Genomic DNA, 16,966 nt, shown 5'->3' with positions numbered 1-16,966 from the left:
CACATTGTGAACAAAATCAAGAATTTTATATCGTTCAGGAATACATTAAAGGTCAAGATCTCAACCAAGAAGTTTTTTCCAAAAGACAACTCAGTGAAGCTGAGGTGATTAAGCTTTTAAGAGAGATTTTAGAAGTCTTAGCCTTTGTTCATCAAAAACGGGTCATTCATCGAGATTTAAAACCCTCGAATATTATGCGACGTGAGTCAGATGGCAAGATTGTGCTGATTGACTTTGGTGCAGTCAAGCAAGTCACCACTCAAATAGCTAATGCTCAAGGACAAACTCAGTTTACTGTTGCTATTGGTACTCCTGGTTATGTGCCAAGCGAACAAGCCAATGGTCAACCAACATTAAGCAGTGACATCTATGCAGTTGGAGTTATTTGTATTCAAGCTTTGACAGGGATGAATCCCGATCCAAGACGCCGAGGATTCCCAACAGACTCCAAAACAGGAGAAATTATTTGGCAAAATCAAGCACAAGTTAGTCCTAAGCTAGCTAATATTATAGACAAAATGATCCGTTATGACTATCGTCAGCGTTACCAGTCAGCAGATGAAGTTTTGCAAGCTTTAAAAACACTATTACCTGATACTTCAGTTAGTAATCAAACGCAGAAGCAGCCTGACAAGAAAGTTTTTACAACAAAACCACCAACCCAGCCACCAGGAGTACCCAAAAAACTTTTCATTGCATCGGGAATTGCAGCAGTACTTGCTACAAGCGTTGCTACAATTTATATTTTTAAACCTCCTACTCCAGAAAGTTTTCTACCATATGAAGATCCTAACTTTGGGATAAAAATAAAATATCCTCAAAGCTGGAAAATCCCTGATTTCACCAATCCTATTGCAGGAGAAGTGGCTACATTTGTATCTCCCAAACAAAGTGATACAGATAATTTTCAAGAAAAGGTGATTATAAGCGTTGAAGATTTTTCAGGAACATTAGAGGAATTTAGCAATGAGTTAATGAAGGAAAATAACAATCTATTAAAAGTAAATCAAATCAAGTCAAGTGACTCTTTTCTTGCCAAGAGACGAGGAAAAGTATTATTGTTTACTGTAAAACATGGAGAAAAAACTTTACAAAATTTGCAAGTTTTTACTTTAAAAGGTGATAAGGCATATGTCATTACTTACACAGCAGAAAAAAATAATTATGATGAGTTTATCGAAACGGCAGAGACAATGATGAAATCGTTTGAAATTCAATGAAGATGACAAAGCATGGCATCGTCTTGCTGTTGAGCAATTATTGAAAGGCTACAGCGAAGAAGATGCTATCTACGACACAGACAGCAAGAATCATCTACCCATCTCCCCACCTGCCTACTGCTGAAGCTTCTTAATCAACTCCAGCGCTTTTTGGTAATAAGCTGTATTTCCTTGTTGTCGATACAGGTCAACTGCTTTTTGCAAATCAGCGATCGCCCCCTGCTTGTCTCCCAAGTCGGAACGGGCAATACCCCGGTTGTAGTAGGCGTGGGCATAGTTGGGATTAATCCGCAGGGCAGAGTTGTAATCAGCAATTGCCCCCTGCTTATCTCCTAAGTTGTAGCGGATGTGACCCCGATTGTTGTAGGCACTGACATAGTTGGAATTGAAGTGAATGGCTTCCGTATAATCAGCAATTGCCCCCTGCTTGTCTCCTAATCTGTAGCGGGTAACACCTCGCTCGTAGTAGGTAACTGCAAAGTTGGGATTAATCCGTAGCGCAATATTGTAGTCGGCGATTGCCCCCTGCGGGTCTCCTAAGTCATCGCGAGCATTACCCCGGTTGACATAGGCTAGGGCAAAGTTGGGATTAATCCGTAGAGCAGAGTTGAAATCGCTAATTGACCCCTGCTTGTCTCCCAACTTGTAGCGGACAAAACCCCGGGCGTTATAGGCTGGGGCCAAGTTGCGATCAATCCGCAAGGCTTGGTTCAAATCGTCAATTGCCCCCTGCTTGTCTCCTGAGTCAAAGCGGGCAAGACCCCGGTCACCGTAGGCATAAGCATAGTTGGGATTTAGGCGAATCGCTTCTGTATAATCATTAATGGCTGCTTTCAAATCTCCTTTGCTATACTTATTCAGACCCTGAATATAAAAGTCGGCAGCTATAGGTTTTGTCGCTACTTGAGTATTAGGTGCAGAAACTCCCACATCTACCCCAACTTTTGCTGACAGTCTCAAAAAGGTGTTGATGGGAATGCCCAAGTTAAAGCCTGTTTTACTTTTTTTCTCATCTTTGTCTGCCCGACCGTGAACTCCTACCAATTCACCTTTTTCATTCAAGACTGCACCACCACTCATGCCGTCTGACGTATTATTGCTGTAGACCAAGGCATAGCCATCACGCAACGGTTTTGAGGCATTAGCAGTAATCCGCCCATCACTGAAAGTGTAAGTTGACTGATTAATCGCGAATGTTGGTGCAGGAAACCCAGCTATATAAGCTGTTGTGCCTTCTGTACTGCTGTCAGAGTTACCTATCTTGGCAACAGTGTAATTTTGACTGCTAGTAAACTGCACCACAGCTAAGTCTACTTCTGTTTGTAATGGTTTCACACTGCTGTAGTTTAGTGAATGGCGCTGACCATCAGGAGTAACAATTTCATATTTATCTGCCACTTCTACCACATGATATGATGTCAGAACAGTGTAAGTATTGCCCTCTTTCTTGATAATCACCCCGGAACCGTACCTGGGCTTTTTACTTTGGATCAGTACTGTGATTTCCTTGGCAGTTTTATTCACCTCAGCTGGAGATAGTGCCACAGCCACTTGCGTCTGCACAACGGCGATTGATACCCCAATTACTGCTGGCGCGAGCCGATAATAAAAGTTCATTATTCAATATTCAATTTTTAGTAAAGTATAGATATGCTTCGACATCAATATTGACGGGATCGTTGCTTCTGTCGCCGCCATTTTGATTCACTGTCTTTCCAGCCGCCAAGGCACGGCGATCAAATAACTGACGTGCAGTAGCGTCGGCATCGCTGTCACGTTTGAGAGTAAATAACAAAGTCGTATCTGTACAAGCAGCGCTTTTTTCAGCAACAGCGCACACAACAGGTTGTCCCTTGAGCGTACCTGGCTTAATATATCTGAGCGTACCGTTGTCATAGCTCCTCTGAAATCTGCGAGAGACTTCCAGACAGCGTTGCTCAGGTGTCAATCCTGTACCGCTAAAATACTTGGAAAACCAGCGAATCACCGGCAGGTCTTTTCCGTCTTGTGTACGGACAAATGTTGTGGGTACACCGTTGCTTTTACCGCAGGAGAAGGTTGGACTTTCTGCGTAGCTGGGTTGATTTAGAGTTATAGTTGTGGCAATAGTAGTCAGCGTAGCTAGACTGAAAACTCTCACACTCCACGTCAAAACTTGACTAGACATTCCCAATTTCATAAGTGCAGTTGACTAAAAAGGTAAAGCTTTGGTTTGGAAGAACAAATTAAACAACAAACCCAAATGGCAACATTTCGGTTCATGCCTAGATATATCAGTTTTACTGATATTTTTAAAGTAAAAAATGATTAAGATAAGTCAGCGAACTTGTACTACTGTCTTAATTGGCACAGCCCAACTCAAGCGCACAATCATCTTGTGCAACTTTTCATCAGCTTCTTTACCATCAAAAAACACTGAAGGTGCATCCCACAACGGATAGGCGTGCATCCCGTTCACACCCACAACCTCACCCCGACGATTGAGCAATGGTCCGCCACTCATACCTTTTTGGATATCATTGGTGTAACCAATCTGGTAACCTCCCTCCAAAGCTTTGGGTAATACCAACGACACCTTTCCAGTGGTGAAGGTAAAGTTTTTTGCCTCTTGTTTCTCTTCTTCAAACGGAAACCCCGCTGCAAACACCTCATCCCCCTCTTTGGGAAAAGAACCAACAGACGCGACAGCATAAACAGCTTTAGTGGGGCGAAACTGCAATATTGCTAAATCATTGCCTTGTAGAGATATTGCACTCAATGTCTTGGCTTGCCAAATGCGACCATCAAAAGTTTGAATACGATAAGGGGGCTTGTCTGCTCGCAGCACATGAGCATTTGTGACAACTGTATAAACTGATTTTTGTTTTTTTAGTATAATACCGGAGCCTAAGAAGTTCTTTGATATGACTTTGACTGTGATTACCCGCGCCTGCTTCTGAATTTCTTCTCCTGAAAGTTCTGTAGGCAGTTGTTTTACTGTCGTATCCTTGCTACTAACTTTACTCTGTGAGGAAGAAAAACTGATATTTGCTGCCCATATCAAAAGCGCAATTAATAAACCGCCAACACAAACACTCTGTATTGATTTACGCCAATTCATCTAAGGAGTATTACTAGCGCCTGCACTAGCTTGAGAGTTTGACTGAACTGTTGGGCTGAACTTCTGTTTTCTTGAGGTATAAATAGACATCTACAACAATAAGTTACATCCTTGATCTGCAATTATACCGTTCGGCTAAGCGCTCACGGCGAAGCCCTTATACTCCTTCTTCTTGACCCAGTTCAGACTTTTCAAAACGCCTAACTTCAAATCCCCGTAAATTTTCTGGTTCCTCGTATGCTATCAAAACTTTTTGAACCATCGCAGCGGGTGGTCCTTGGTAACACCAACGAATCATTTGTCCTACAACCGTTTGACTACCTTCAAACACTGCTTCCACGCGACCATCTGGAAGATTTCGTACCCAACCTGTCAATCCAAGTTGGATAGCTGTATCCACGGTGGAGTAGCGATACCCTACTCCTTGAACTCTTCCAGAAATGAATACATGAGCGCGGACTTGCTTTGGGTGCGGTGTGGTATTCTGCATTAACTGGTCAAGTCTTTACTATTTTCAGTTTACCTTGTTTATGATCCACCAAAGAATTTTAAATTCCAACTAACTTGTGTATGTCTAACTTGCCACCATTAACAACAGAAACTATTTGGGCAATCTTGAATGAGGAGATTGATGATGCGACAGTCAACCAATTGGTATGGCATTGCTTGGGGTATCGCTATGACTCGTCAACAGGAGGGTGGGACACTCACCAAGTCGCACCAGAATGGCGGGATGAGTACCCACAACCACCAGATTTTATCGATAGTCGCCCTGCAACTGTCAAGCTGACTCGTTCTATTCCTCAAGAGAACAAACAGTCATTGAAAGAAAAACTAGGTTTCAAAGGTTATAAAATTGGTGAATTTGGACCTCGGCAAACACGGAGGGCAACAGCGGCAAATTGGTTGTTAAGTTATATGCAACTCAACGGCATTCACCTGTGATTGGGCTGTTCGCGTAGCGAAGGCAAGGATTCTAACACGTGCAAAAGGCACAGAGCAATGCTCTGTGCCGTCACAGGAAGGATCTGTGTTTTACCCAATTGAAAACTGCTAATCATCAAGTGATTTACTCGGTACTTCAATTGCTGTCACATCAATTGTGCCTTCTGGAGTTAAGCGCTGAAAATGTCCCTGTTGCACCATCAACTGTTCCCCACAATTAGGACACTGCAACTGAGACTGCTTTAAACCCGTAAATTGGTATCTACAAACGGGACATTGATCGGTTACCAAGTTGTATTGCAGCCAGAAGCGAAACCCAAAAAAAATGAGAATGGGTGCCAACAACAATAGCCCAATAATAATCACCAAGGAGTTAACCAACCAGCCCAAGCCTAATGACGCCAGCAACCATGTAATTGCTAGCAAGGTGAGCCAAGGGCGTAAATTAGATAGATTAAGCTGAAACGTTTTAAGGCTCATTTTTTAAATGTCTCTTGCTCTCCCTCTAGGATAGCGATTTTATTAACACAGTCCTAGTCATGCTGTGCATACACTGACAAGTACAACGTCGGCCTTTAACTCCATTAAAGCGAAAAAGTCAATAGTAACTCATTAATTCTTAATATAAATGAGTCACAAAACTCAACAAAGATGCAATGGGTGACTATGAACTCTTAACGCAAGACTTAAGCTGCTCTTGCAAGCGCAGCGCAAAAGTATCGATACCAAATAGAGCGATCGCCTGTTCTCGCAACCATCGCCCATCACAACGTTGATCATCTCCTTTGAGTATTTCTATACAAGCTTGCGCCACTGCATTTGGATCGCGGTGTGGAACGCGCCACCCCAGTTTACCATCCTGCAACGGCTCGGCTGATCCATCTGCATCACCAGACAACACGGGGATACCACAAGCCATCGCTTCTAGGTAGACAATGCCAAAACCTTCAGCAGAAGGCATTACGTAAGCATCAGCAAGACGGTAGTGTTCTACTAATTCTTCTGTGGGAACGAACCCAGCAAAGACAACGCGATTGCCAACGCCTAAATCTTGAGCAAGTTTGGCTAATCGAGGTCGATCATCGCCACGACCAATAACTAAATATTTTACCTCAGGGAAAACCTCAGCTATTTGCGGTAACGCTTGAATTGTGACATCTACACCTTTATAAATATCACCAGACCACAGTCGCGCCACGGTCATCAGTACTTTTGCTGTTGTTAAATTATAGCGTTCTAACAACACAGTCGATTTTGTTCCTGGGGTAAAGTTATTACCATTCACAGCACAAGGTAATAGTTTGACTTTGTTAGAGTCAAGCTTATTGACAGCACAGGCGATTTGACGAGTGTAACGACTGACTGTCCAAATTTGTGCTGCTTTTTGCAAACTAGACTTCATGGGGGTTGGTAACGCCTGCCAAACTTCTTTACCATGAGTCATAACCGTGTAAGGTATTCCCAAAGGTTGACACAACAAAGCAACTAAGGGGGCAAGGTTTACATGACCGCAGAAAACGTGACTTGGTCGCTGACGCAACAGATGGGAAAGTAATGCTAGAGTGATTCTGACTCGTCCCAGTTGAGGAGACTGTGATTTGAAGTAATGAAATTTTAAACGGTCTGACTCAAAAGGATTTGAGCAGTTATGACTGTCTCTGAGTAAAAATACCTCTGCATAGAAAGGTTCGTCAAGTGCTAGGTAGGCTCGAAAAATATCCTTTACATATGATTGAATTCCGCCTTCTCCCTCAAAAACTTCTAGGAACACGAAGACGTGATTTACTTTAGTGTGGGAATTTTGACTGAAATCTATAGGTTTTTCTGTGAGAATTTTATCCATAATTGACTACTTTGCTTCGAGATTAGCATTCTCAAACTACTATTTTGTAGTCAATTTTATTGAAAACTCTTACGGCTGCCCCTGTAAACCATACTTGACGATGAGCAAGCAATTTCTCCCATCTACACCACGTTCATAGACAACGTGGTCAGCCAAACGCCGCAGAAGAAACCATCCATATCCTCCTACTTGAAGTGTACCTGGCTCTGGTTCTTCAAGCGCATCAGGATTGAAAGGTTTTCCATAATCCCAGATTCTCATCTCTAAGCGATCCATCCATAAAGAAACATCAATTTCTATGGCTGTTTCCGGAGGTAAAGCATGATGAGCGTGACGTACGGCGTTGGTAAAGCCTTCTGCTAACGCTAGGTTGAGGCGATAGAGTTGACTTTCTGACCAACCAAGTTGAAACAAGTGTTGTAGACAAAATCGTTCAAACCATTGTTGCACCTGATTTAGAAGCTTCAGTTCGCTCTTCACCGTCAGATGGTCTTGCTGCACGATGCTTAGCATTGACCTTGACTTATGATAAGTGAGTGAAAAATGTTTGTACCTTTTGTATATTACAGATTTTATTTTCTGCAATATAGTGTCCATACAAAATTTAAATCCGAAATGCAACCTGGTTAATGAAAGTTAACGCCTGTTTATTTCTCAAGAAAAGCACATCTTGTACTTTTCCAGAAACAAAGAGCTTTCAAAGAACTTTGTGTGGACGTTTCTTCGTTGTCATGACCGGGGATTTTAAGAAGATTTCGCTTCATATATCCCAACTGCTTTGGTTCCCAGCACACCACATGGTGCCCAAGTAGGCTGAGTGTTATTTGCTTGTTAATTCGAGTGTTGGGTTCCTATGCTGCAATCAACAAAGTAGGTTTCCACCTTTTGAATGATGCAATCTATTTTAGCACAAAGCTGAAGCCGAGCCACTGGTTTATCTAGCCAGTGCAGGCTCAGTTAAAGAAAGTTTGAGGTTCTATGTAGAACCTCAAACTTGGTAGCTAATGCAATGCCCGTATTTCTTTAGGTAACTAATTTAGAACAGTCCAAAAGTAAAGGACTTATCAATTGGGAAAGTTGCACCAATTCCCAACCATAAGGTCACCAAGGTACCGAATAAGAATACCGTAGTTGCTACTGGACGGCGGAAGGGGTTTTGGAACTTATTCACGTTCTCAATAAAGGGAACGAGGATCAGTCCTAAGGGTACGGAACCCATGAGTACCACCCCTAACAGCTTGTTAGGAACTGAACGCAAAATCTGAAATACGGGATAGAGATACCATTCTGGTAGAATTTCCAGCGGTGTAGCGAAGGGATTCGCTGGTTCTCCACTCATGACTGGATCTAATACAGATAAAGCCACGATACAAGCAAAAGATCCCATAATCACAATTGGGAAGACGTACAGCAGGTCATTAGGCCAAGCTGGTTCGCCGTAGTAATTGTGACCCATGCCTTTTGCTAGTTTGGCTATTAAGTTTGGATCGCTCAGGTCAGGTTTTTTCTGTGTCGCCATTTTTTAATGTGCTCTCCTGCTGAAATTAATTTCAAGCTTTTGTCAAAACCATCACAAGTGTGGGCATTAACTTTTAGCTTAAGATGCGAGTGGGGTGCTCTTTGATTTGTTATGTTTAGTGTTTAACTTTCCATAAGTTTAGAACAGAAAGACTCGATCTTGAAACTAACAGTTTATGCCCAACCGTTCACAACTTGCGATTACAATGGGCCGGAAATCCCTTGTTTACGAATCATCAAGAAGTGGAACAGCATGAAGACGGCAATTAGCCAAGGCAGCACAAAGGTGTGTGCGCTGTAGTAACGAGTCAGTGTCGCTTGACCTACGCTGGAGCCCCCACGTAGTAAGTCAGCCATCAGGGTACCGACGACGGGAATTGCTTCTGGTACACCACTTACAATTTTCACCGCCCAGTAGCCAACTTGGTCCCAAGGCAATGAATAGCCAGTCACACCAAAAGAAACTGTGATCACAGCTAGAATGACACCACTCACCCAAGTCAATTCGCGGGGCTTTTTAAAGCCACCTGTCAGGTAGATCCGGAAGACGTGCAAAATCATCATCAGCACCATCATACTGGCAGACCAGCGGTGGATGGAACGAATGAGCCAGCCAAAGTTCACATCATTCATGATGTGCTGTACTGAGGTATACGCTTCAGCAACAGTTGGTCTGTAGTAGAATGTCATGGCAAATCCAGTCGCGAACTGGATAAGAAAGCACGTCAGAGTGATTCCACCCAAGCAGTAGAAGATATTGACGTGAGGAGGGACATACTTGCTGGTGACGTCCTCAGCAAGCGCTTGAATCTCTAAGCGCTCCTCAAACCAGTCGTAAACATTAGCCATACAAGCTCAGGTTCCTAAAAATCGATTCGCGGTTGATAAACTTCCCAAATTGTTTCAGCTTTGGGATTTTAGTTAAACAGGCATTTGCTCATTTATTCTTGAGCAGTCAGAATGTTAAAAGTTTAAAAAAAACTTTACACTCTGAAAAGAGGGTATGTATTGCGTTCTCTTTGGCGTCAAACACACAGTGGTGGTGGACACAATCTCGATTTTATCTTTTTGGAAGTAGAATGTGCGCTCTTTAATTTGATCTTGACTGAACAATTAGATGAGAGCAATGCACCACTTCTATAAAAAAAGTAACATAGTCGAGAGACAGATTTCATCAAAAAGTAAAGACGCTTAGGCAAACTCTGGCAATTTGGGTTGAAAGTGGAAGTAAAAATGGGATTCATGCAGAAGAAAGTTTTTCGGGCGGGATTATCCCTGTTATTGGCGTTTTGGGTAGGTTTTTGCGGTTTTTGTCAACCTGCCTTGGCTTTGAGCGACGAACAAAAGCTAGTAGCACAAGTGTGGAGAATTGTTAATCGGACATATTTGGATGAAACATTTAATCATCAAAACTGGGCGTCGGTACGGCAAAAGGCTCTGGCAAAGCCGCTCAAAGATGACCAATCTGCTTATTCAGCAATTCAAAACATGCTCCAGAGTCTTGACGACCCTTTTACCCGTTTTTTAAATCCAGAACAGTACCGCAGTCTACAGGTCAATACTTCTGGGGAACTCACAGGAGTTGGATTGCAAATCGCTCTCAATGCCGAGACGGGTTTATTAGAGGTTTTGGCCCCCATAGCAGGTTCACCAGCAGAAAAAGCTGGAATTAGACCGCGCGATCGCATCTTAAAAATTGAGGGTATCTCCACACAAAAACTTACCCTTGACGAAGCTGCAGCCAAAATGCGGGGGGCGATTGGTAGTTCTGTTACTTTGTTCATGCAACGAGACAAGGAAGAATGGCAAGTTCAACTGGTGCGCGATCGCATTGCACTCAACCCAGTCGTAGCAGAACTACGCTCTTTCCCTCAAGGAAAGTCTATCGGCTATCTTCGCCTCACACAGTTTAACGCCAATGCTCCTATGGAGTTAGCACATGCTATTTCCAGTTTAGAAAAAAAAGGCGCTGATGCCTACATTCTCGATTTGCGAAATAACCCAGGCGGACTATTACAAGCTGGAGTTGAGATTGCCCGCTTGTGGTTAGAATCTGGTACCATTGTTTACACAGTGAATCGTCAAGGCACTCAGGGGAGCTTTGAAGCATTTGGCCCAGCCATGACTCGTGATCCACTAGTGGTTTTGGTCAATCAAGGAAGCGCCAGTGCTAGCGAGATTCTTGCTGGTGCGTTGCAAGATAATGGTCGTGGGACTTTAGTAGGAGAAACCACCTTTGGCAAGGGTTTAATCCAGTCCTTATTTGAATTATCCGATGGTTCTGGCTTAGCTGTGACTATTGCTAAGTATGAAACCCCCAACCACCGCGATATCAATAAACTGGGTATAAAGCCAGACAAATTGATTTCCTCTGAACCAATCACTCGCGAACAGATTGGCACAAAAGCAGATGTTCAATATCAAGCAGCTATAGAACTTTTGGCGAAAAACTCTGTAGTAGCAGGCGCAGCATGAGAAGAGGATAGGGAGTGTTAGCGCAGCGAGCCGTAGGCTGGGAGTGAGGGAGTGAGAAAGCAGGGGAACATCAACAGCAGCTACAACCCTAACACTTACTCACTTTTGCTCACTTTCTGATGACTTGCTGCGAATGTACTTTCTCAAAACATCGCTTTTGCTTGTCTTAACACAGTTAAATCAACACAAGCCAAACGCGTATAAGCATTATCGATAACGCGCTTTCCCCGGAGAAAGCCTGTGTTAGCGCCAGGGCAAATGTATTGTAGTGTTTCTGGCGTGAACCGCTCTAATAGTAACTTGACACTTTTGATTTGTCGGAACCAGTGAAAAGTTTTAGCCCTTCGTAGGGGTACAGGTTCACCTTGCTGGTTGGGGAGAATATGACGTCCGGTAAATAGTACGCCTCCTCGCTCTTGGTAGTATAGACTTGATGAGCCAGGAGAATGACCAGGTGTCCAAATTAATTGCGCTGTTGAATTCAAGGTAAAATCTATATTAAAGGTAGTTACATCTACTCCGGGTAATAAGTAAGCTTCTTGCTCCTGAATCAAAACTTCACAACTGAAAGTTTTCTGAATTTCTGCTGTTTTGCCAATAGCGTCTCGATGAGTCAGAAATAGGTGGCGGACTCCTCCATGCGATTGCAAAAAATCTTGATGAATTTGATCCCAAGCTGGACAATCTATGAGAATATTGCCTTCGTTTCTTACAATAAAATAAGCAGTCCCCCCTAATGTGTCTCTGTTTGGTGGAAATGCAAAAATTGTACTTAGGACCAAATCCGAGCGGGGGTTTTCACAAATCAGGACTTCGTTAGAGAAGACCGCTCGTGGTAGCTTTGCCGTATAATTATTGGACTCTTGAGGCAAGGAACACATGAGAAAAACTGTTAGATGAGGAGTTGTCGAAAATCAGGTGACAGTGTTGGACAATTGAAGTAGAAACGCAAAATTTACCAGGACTGTTGACTGTTGTCAGAAAAATTGAATTTTGGGGGCATATGCTTGTGGTTGGGGCTGCAAAGCGCTTGACGACAAGCAAGATTTAACATCTTAAAACAACTGAAAGTCACATGAATTTTTGGTTTCTTCTTCTACTGGGACTAATCACTTATTGGATGCTGCACCGCAGTGTTGCTCAAATCACCAAAACGCCTGTGTGGCTGTTGTGGCTAGTACTCATGATACCAGCACTGCTATGGACAACTTGGACAATAGCATACGGGGCAAAACAACCTCCGCCAAAAGCGTTGATGATTTGGCCTTTAATTGTCTGTCCTCTGTTATACTGGGTATTGTTTCAGTGGGGGCGTCACTCGCTAAAGGGGACTCATACTGAACCACAAAAAGTACCACAATCACAACCGGATATACATAATATCGCAGAACCAGCACCAGTGCGTCCCATTGACCCAACGGAAGAAACCCAGCTAAGAAATTGTTTTCCCTGGTCTGTATACTACATTCAAAACATTGAGTATCGACCCCAGGCAATCATTTGTCGAGGTCAATTGAGGACGACACCAGGCAACGCCTACGAGCGGATTAAGGCAAATGTTGAGAAAGAATTTGGCGATCGCTTTCTCATCATCTTTCAAGAAGGTTTCAGTAGTAAACCTTTCTTCGTGCTTGTTCCTAATCCTCAATTGGCAAAACCTAATAGTCGCGCTCAACAAAAGATAACACGACCAGGATTAGCGCTCATACTCCTAGCACTGACATTGGTAACGACTACCTTGGTGGGTGTGCGATTTGCTGGTGTCAATCCTACAATGCTTACATCCAATCCAGCCGAACTTCTCAAGGGATTGCCTTATGCCTTAGCCTTGATAACAATTCTGGGTACGCACGAACTTTGTCACTACTTAACGGCACGATTCTACAAAATTCGTTCAACCCTGCCTTACTTTATCCCAATGCCTTTGTTTTTGGGAACTTTCGGTGCATTTATTCAAATGCGTAGTCCAATTCCCAACCGCAAAGCTTTATTCGACGTCAGTATCGCAGGACCTCTTGCTGGGTTTATCATGACCTTACCACTTCTGGTATGGGGTTTGGCTCATTCCGACATAGTTGCCCAGCCAGAAAAAACAGGATTGCTCAATACGAATGCGCTCAATCCCCAATATTCAATTTTACTGGCGCTACTTTCAAAGCTAGCTCTGGGAAGTCAGCTAACATCAAACTCAGCTATTCATATGCATCCAGTGGCAGTCGCTGGTTTTTTAGGACTAATTGTAACAGCACTGAATTTAATGCCAGTAGGACAACTAGATGGAGGTCACATAGTCCATGCGATGTTTGGACAAAGAACAGCAGTTGTTATTGGTCAAATTTCTCGCTTGTTACTGCTGCTACTTTCTTTGATACAGCCAGAATTTTTTCCGTGGGCACTTATTTTATTGTTCTTACCATTAATTGATGAACCTGCTTTAAATGATGTAACAGAACTTGATAATAAGCGTGATATAGCGGGATTGCTAGCAATGGCTTTGTTAATCGTAATTGTGTTGCCGCTGCCGCAAGTACTTGCTAACTTGCTACATATTTAACATTGGTTAAGAACGAACCGCCAAGGCGCCAAGAACGCAAAGGAAGAGAAAGAAGAATAAGCAAAGTTGGTGTCGTGGACTACTAGTTAGTTTGAATCCACTCTCGAACAGCACGAATCACAGCATTTTCGTTTTGAGTTTGGCGCTGTTGCAAAAATTGATTGAGCACTTGTGCAGATACCTTGGGAAAGGCAAGGCTAAATTCTGACTCAACATAGTCTCGATGAGACGCAGCGGAAATGCGTTAAATACTTACCCTTGAAACCTCCCCTCTCCCCATTACCTAATCGCCAATTTTGCGATTACCGCAAGATGGTCAGAACCACCTCCAGAAGGGACATAAGCCTCAATAGGCTGTAATTCTTTTGTATACCAAATATAATCAATGCGTCCTACAGGGAAAAACGGACCTGTCATCGTGTGTCCAAAACCCCATCCCACATCATAAAAGCTATCGTGCATTGCTTTGCGCGTCAGCATATAAGTTTCAGATGACTCAGTAAAATTACAGTCGCATATCATAATATTTGGTACTTTGCGCTGCTTAACAACATTGGCAATATAAGAAGCTTGTGCTGCGCGAATATCATACCAACCTTGAGCTAATCTCACAGCATCGCTCATAGGATAGTTGGGTATTAGATGAGAGACAATTACCTGTAAATGTCGCTTACCATCCACAAGCACTGTCGCTTGAAATGCGCGTTCCAGAGGTTTTGGCAAAGCTGTAACTTCCTGAATCGGAAAACGGCTCAAAATTCCGACATTGTGAGTGTTCTCAATAGGAAGAAACGCATGATAAGGATAAGTAGAAGCAAATTTTTCTAAAAGAGATTTATCACCATTCTCCGGTACTTCCTGTAAACCGATGATATCGGGAGAATTCGCGTTGACCATTCTCGCGATTTCATCAAAATCGGTATTGGCAAAAAGCATGTTAAACGACATTACCGTAATTTGGCGCGAGTCCTGCGCTAGCGCAACTGGTAACGATGGAAAAAAAAGCGGGCCGTAAAACGCCAAAAAAACACCAAGGGGAAAACAAAGTCCTAATAAACATCTCCATCGACGATAGAAAAACGCAAGGGGTAAAAAGAGTAATAGTGGGACAAAAATATATAACGCTACAGTATTAATCAACGCTAACCACCAGAAGCGGTCAAAGAAAACCAGACGGACCAGAATCCACAAACTAAAGAGCGAAATATATCCCCATATCAATCGAGTAAAGATTGTAGATAAGCCCATGAAACCTTCTCAAGATAAATTAACGGGGAATAATATGCTGCGTCCCTATTGCGAAACAAAAATGAGAATCGCTGTAGTTTATCTTCAACAGCGCCAGTCTAAATTCCCGAATTTTCGATTCTCGAGCATTATTTTATTTCAATAATCGATGACGGCTATAATCCTTACTGTCGGTGGAACCATAATATTGCCGTTTTTACGTGCTTATGCTTCTAATTCAATTTGGCAATATTATCCTTCCAATACCTCTAATTCTTGCAGGGTATACATTTGACGGTAAAAGGGTGCGTTAACGGAGTGTAACGCACCCTACGTAAATCTTATGTTTAATTTGGTTGACTTACTTACTAGCTTGCCAAACAGGGAAATTCCCAGACTCGTAGTAGCAGTACTTTTGCATGCATTGTAATTCTTTGTTACCTCACCGACTTGAGGCTATCAACTTGCTTGGTAAACAAATCGCTGAAAATGCTCATGACAGTACGATTACGTACCTTAATATTTGCACTGATTGACATCCCTGATTGCAGAGGTAATTCCTGATTGTTAACACGCAAAAATTGTTTATCTAAGCGTATTTTAGCAGGGAAACTCTCATATGGACGAATTTGTTCAGGTGGCAAGGCATCAGAACCAATCCAAACTAACTCACCTTTAATATCGCCAAACTCACTAAAGGGGAAAGAGTCAATTCTAATGTTGACTTTCATTCCTTTTCTGACAAAACCAATGTCTTTATTGGTGAGAAAAACTTTAGCCGTGAGAGCTTCATCAGGGACAATTTTGAGCACTGCTTGACTAGAACTAGCAACAAATCCGGGAGACTTGGCTTTGAGGTCGAAAACAATTCCATCAGATGGAGCACGTAGTTCTTGATATTGTAAAGTGACTTGAGCTTGGCTAATCTGACTGTCAATTTCAGTAATCTGCTTCTGATTTTCTATGATTGCTTTGTTCAAGTCTCTATCAACAGTCGCAATTTGTTTTTCATTGTCAGCAATTTTTGTGAGTAAATCCTTTTTCGCTCCAGACATTGTATTAAGGAGCTTTTCTTTTGATTGGGCGATCGCATATTGTAAACGCGCTTGCTCCTGCCTTAACTGTTCCATTTCAGCTTGCTGCTGACTCACCTCCTGTTTTTGCTTGAGGTATTGTACGCGAGAAATTCCTCCTTGTTTAGCAAGTGGCTCGATACCATTAAGAATGGTCTGACTAACATCCTTAACTTGTTTAGCAGAGGAGAACTGAATTTGCGCTTGAGTAAGCTGTCTTTCTAATTTTTCTGTTTCCAATTTAGCATCTGCGAGTCGAGAGTTTAATTCTGCTTTGCTAAATTCTAGACGAGCTTCTTCCTCTGGCGCTAACTGATGATTTTGAGAGTTTTCACTCAACTGAGCACGATACAGTCGATTTTCGGCTATCAGCGCTATTCGATTTTTTGTCAAAGAAGCTATCTCTGGAGGGAGATTAGTTCGCTCAATGAATTGCGGATTTGATAAAGCATTTTTGGCAACAAGTTGGGTACGGTAAAATTGAACTTCCTGCATTAATGTGTTGCGATTTTTCTGTAGAGAAAGCAGTTGCGATCGCGCTGTTGTTGGATCCAGCCTTAACAGTACATCGCCACGGTGTACCTTTTGCCCATCCTTAACATAAACAGCTTTCACAACCCCGTTCACAGGTGTTTGTATTTCCTTTACAGTACCTTGAGGTTCAAGTTTACCCTGAGCTGGAACTGCTTCGTCAATTTTGGCAAAATTTGCCCAAATCACCACCAAAGTTGTCATTCCCATCAGTCCCCAAAGAATCACCCGTGAGAATAAAGGCGACTGTTTCAGCACAACAGATGGTGTAGATTCGTTCTGTTGGACAATTTGTACAGGTACTTTAATCTCAGTCTCTAGTATTTTTCCAGAGACAACACGCTTGTGATCAAGTTTCATTGCTTTCAATTCACTCATAGCCGTAGTTTTTATCAGTTATCAGTTATCAGTTACCAGTTATCAGTTATCAGTTATCAGGTAGGAAACGGACTCGTCCACCCCTTGTTCACTGTTCACTGT

Annotated in this window: 17 protein-coding genes; 5 read left to right on the top strand and 12 right to left on the bottom strand. The window is 42.6% G+C overall.

What is annotated here, in order from left to right; genetic code table 11:
* Together AC5590_RS02555 and AC5590_RS02550 are read left to right on the top strand one after the other, a co-directional pair.
* A partial coding sequence (locus AC5590_RS02555) for a serine/threonine-protein kinase (protein ID WP_169268133.1) occupies positions 1-1,220 on the top strand: 1,220 nt, incomplete at its 5' end.
* A complete protein-coding gene (locus AC5590_RS02550; protein WP_169268118.1) occupies positions 1,207-1,344 on the top strand; it encodes a hypothetical protein in 138 nt (45 codons plus the stop codon). The genes AC5590_RS02555 and AC5590_RS02550, both read left to right, overlap by 14 nt.
* Here the strand turns inward: AC5590_RS02550 and AC5590_RS02545 are convergent.
* The 4 genes from AC5590_RS02545 to AC5590_RS02530 form a co-directional block, all read right to left on the bottom strand.
* Positions 1,335-2,837 carry a tetratricopeptide repeat-containing S1 family peptidase gene (locus tag AC5590_RS02545; RefSeq protein ID WP_169268132.1) on the bottom strand — a complete coding sequence of 501 codons (1,503 nt, stop codon included), beginning with the start codon at positions 2,835-2,837 and terminating at the stop codon, positions 1,335-1,337. The two genes, AC5590_RS02550 and AC5590_RS02545, sit on opposite strands and share 10 nt — an antisense overlap.
* A gap of 10 nt (positions 2,838-2,847) precedes the next feature.
* Positions 2,848-3,387 carry a COP23 domain-containing protein gene (locus tag AC5590_RS02540; RefSeq protein WP_246162666.1) on the bottom strand — a complete coding sequence of 180 codons (540 nt, stop codon included), beginning with the start codon at positions 3,385-3,387 and terminating at the stop codon, positions 2,848-2,850.
* A gap of 150 nt (positions 3,388-3,537) precedes the next feature.
* A complete protein-coding gene (locus AC5590_RS02535; RefSeq protein ID WP_169268130.1) occupies positions 3,538-4,320 on the bottom strand; it encodes a S1 family peptidase in 783 nt (260 codons plus the stop codon).
* 157 nt (positions 4,321-4,477) lie between these two features.
* Positions 4,478-4,810, bottom strand: coding sequence for an acylphosphatase (locus AC5590_RS02530; protein WP_169268129.1), 333 nt, complete (start codon positions 4,808-4,810; stop codon positions 4,478-4,480).
* A gap of 80 nt (positions 4,811-4,890) precedes the next feature.
* Between AC5590_RS02530 and AC5590_RS02525 the strand changes: the two genes are divergently transcribed.
* Positions 4,891-5,265, top strand: coding sequence for a DUF1823 family protein (locus tag AC5590_RS02525; protein ID WP_169268128.1), 375 nt, complete (start codon positions 4,891-4,893; stop codon positions 5,263-5,265).
* Positions 5,266-5,373: 108 nt separating this feature from the next.
* On the opposite strand, the gene AC5590_RS02520 is transcribed toward AC5590_RS02525, so the two are convergent.
* From AC5590_RS02520 to petB, 5 genes are all read right to left on the bottom strand, one after another.
* Positions 5,374-5,745: a hypothetical protein gene (locus AC5590_RS02520; protein WP_169268127.1), complete on the bottom strand. Its 372-nt coding sequence runs from the start codon at positions 5,743-5,745 to the stop codon at positions 5,374-5,376.
* A 184-nt stretch (positions 5,746-5,929) separates the two neighbouring features.
* The gene (locus AC5590_RS02515; RefSeq protein WP_211178709.1) at positions 5,930-7,108 is read right to left on the bottom strand and encodes a glycosyltransferase; all 1,179 of its coding nucleotides are present in this window, start codon (positions 7,106-7,108) and stop codon (positions 5,930-5,932) included.
* 69 nt (positions 7,109-7,177) lie between these two features.
* Positions 7,178-7,621, bottom strand: coding sequence for an ATP-binding protein (locus AC5590_RS02510; protein WP_169268126.1), 444 nt, complete (start codon positions 7,619-7,621; stop codon positions 7,178-7,180).
* A 523-nt stretch (positions 7,622-8,144) separates the two neighbouring features.
* The gene (gene petD / locus AC5590_RS02505; protein ID WP_169268125.1) at positions 8,145-8,627 is read right to left on the bottom strand and encodes a cytochrome b6-f complex subunit IV; all 483 of its coding nucleotides are present in this window, start codon (positions 8,625-8,627) and stop codon (positions 8,145-8,147) included.
* Between the two features lie 200 nt (positions 8,628-8,827).
* Positions 8,828-9,475, bottom strand: coding sequence for a cytochrome b6 (gene petB, locus AC5590_RS02500; RefSeq protein ID WP_169268124.1), 648 nt, complete (start codon positions 9,473-9,475; stop codon positions 8,828-8,830).
* 384 nt (positions 9,476-9,859) lie between these two features.
* Here petB and ctpA point away from each other — a divergent pair, with 384 nt between their 5' ends.
* Positions 9,860-11,101 (top strand): carboxyl-terminal processing protease CtpA, encoded by a 1,242-nt coding sequence (gene ctpA, locus AC5590_RS02495; RefSeq protein WP_169268123.1) that lies wholly within the window; start codon positions 9,860-9,862, stop codon positions 11,099-11,101.
* A 143-nt stretch (positions 11,102-11,244) separates the two neighbouring features.
* On the opposite strand, the gene AC5590_RS02490 is transcribed toward ctpA, so the two are convergent.
* Complete coding sequence (locus AC5590_RS02490) at positions 11,245-11,982, bottom strand: MBL fold metallo-hydrolase (protein WP_169268122.1); 738 nt, start codon at positions 11,980-11,982, stop codon at positions 11,245-11,247.
* A gap of 194 nt (positions 11,983-12,176) precedes the next feature.
* Here AC5590_RS02490 and AC5590_RS02485 point away from each other — a divergent pair, with 194 nt between their 5' ends.
* Complete coding sequence (locus tag AC5590_RS02485) at positions 12,177-13,655, top strand: site-2 protease family protein (protein WP_169268121.1); 1,479 nt, start codon at positions 12,177-12,179, stop codon at positions 13,653-13,655.
* Positions 13,656-13,934: 279 nt separating this feature from the next.
* Here the strand turns inward: AC5590_RS02485 and AC5590_RS02480 are convergent, their stop codons facing one another.
* Positions 13,935-14,903, bottom strand: a complete 969-nt coding sequence (locus AC5590_RS02480) for an endonuclease/exonuclease/phosphatase family protein (RefSeq protein WP_169268120.1) — start codon at positions 14,901-14,903, stop codon at positions 13,935-13,937.
* A gap of 416 nt (positions 14,904-15,319) precedes the next feature.
* Positions 15,320-16,846 carry a beta-barrel domain-containing protein gene (locus AC5590_RS02475; protein ID WP_248277393.1) on the bottom strand — a complete coding sequence of 509 codons (1,527 nt, stop codon included), beginning with the start codon at positions 16,844-16,846 and terminating at the stop codon, positions 15,320-15,322.
* Positions 16,847-16,966: the final 120 nt, after the last annotated feature.

Origin of the sequence: Brasilonema octagenarum UFV-OR1 (genome assembly GCF_963888615.1) — a bacterium.
Taxonomy (GTDB): domain Bacteria; phylum Cyanobacteriota; class Cyanobacteriia; order Cyanobacteriales; family Nostocaceae; genus Brasilonema; species Brasilonema sennae.
This window is presented reverse-complemented; position numbering and strand designations above follow the sequence as displayed.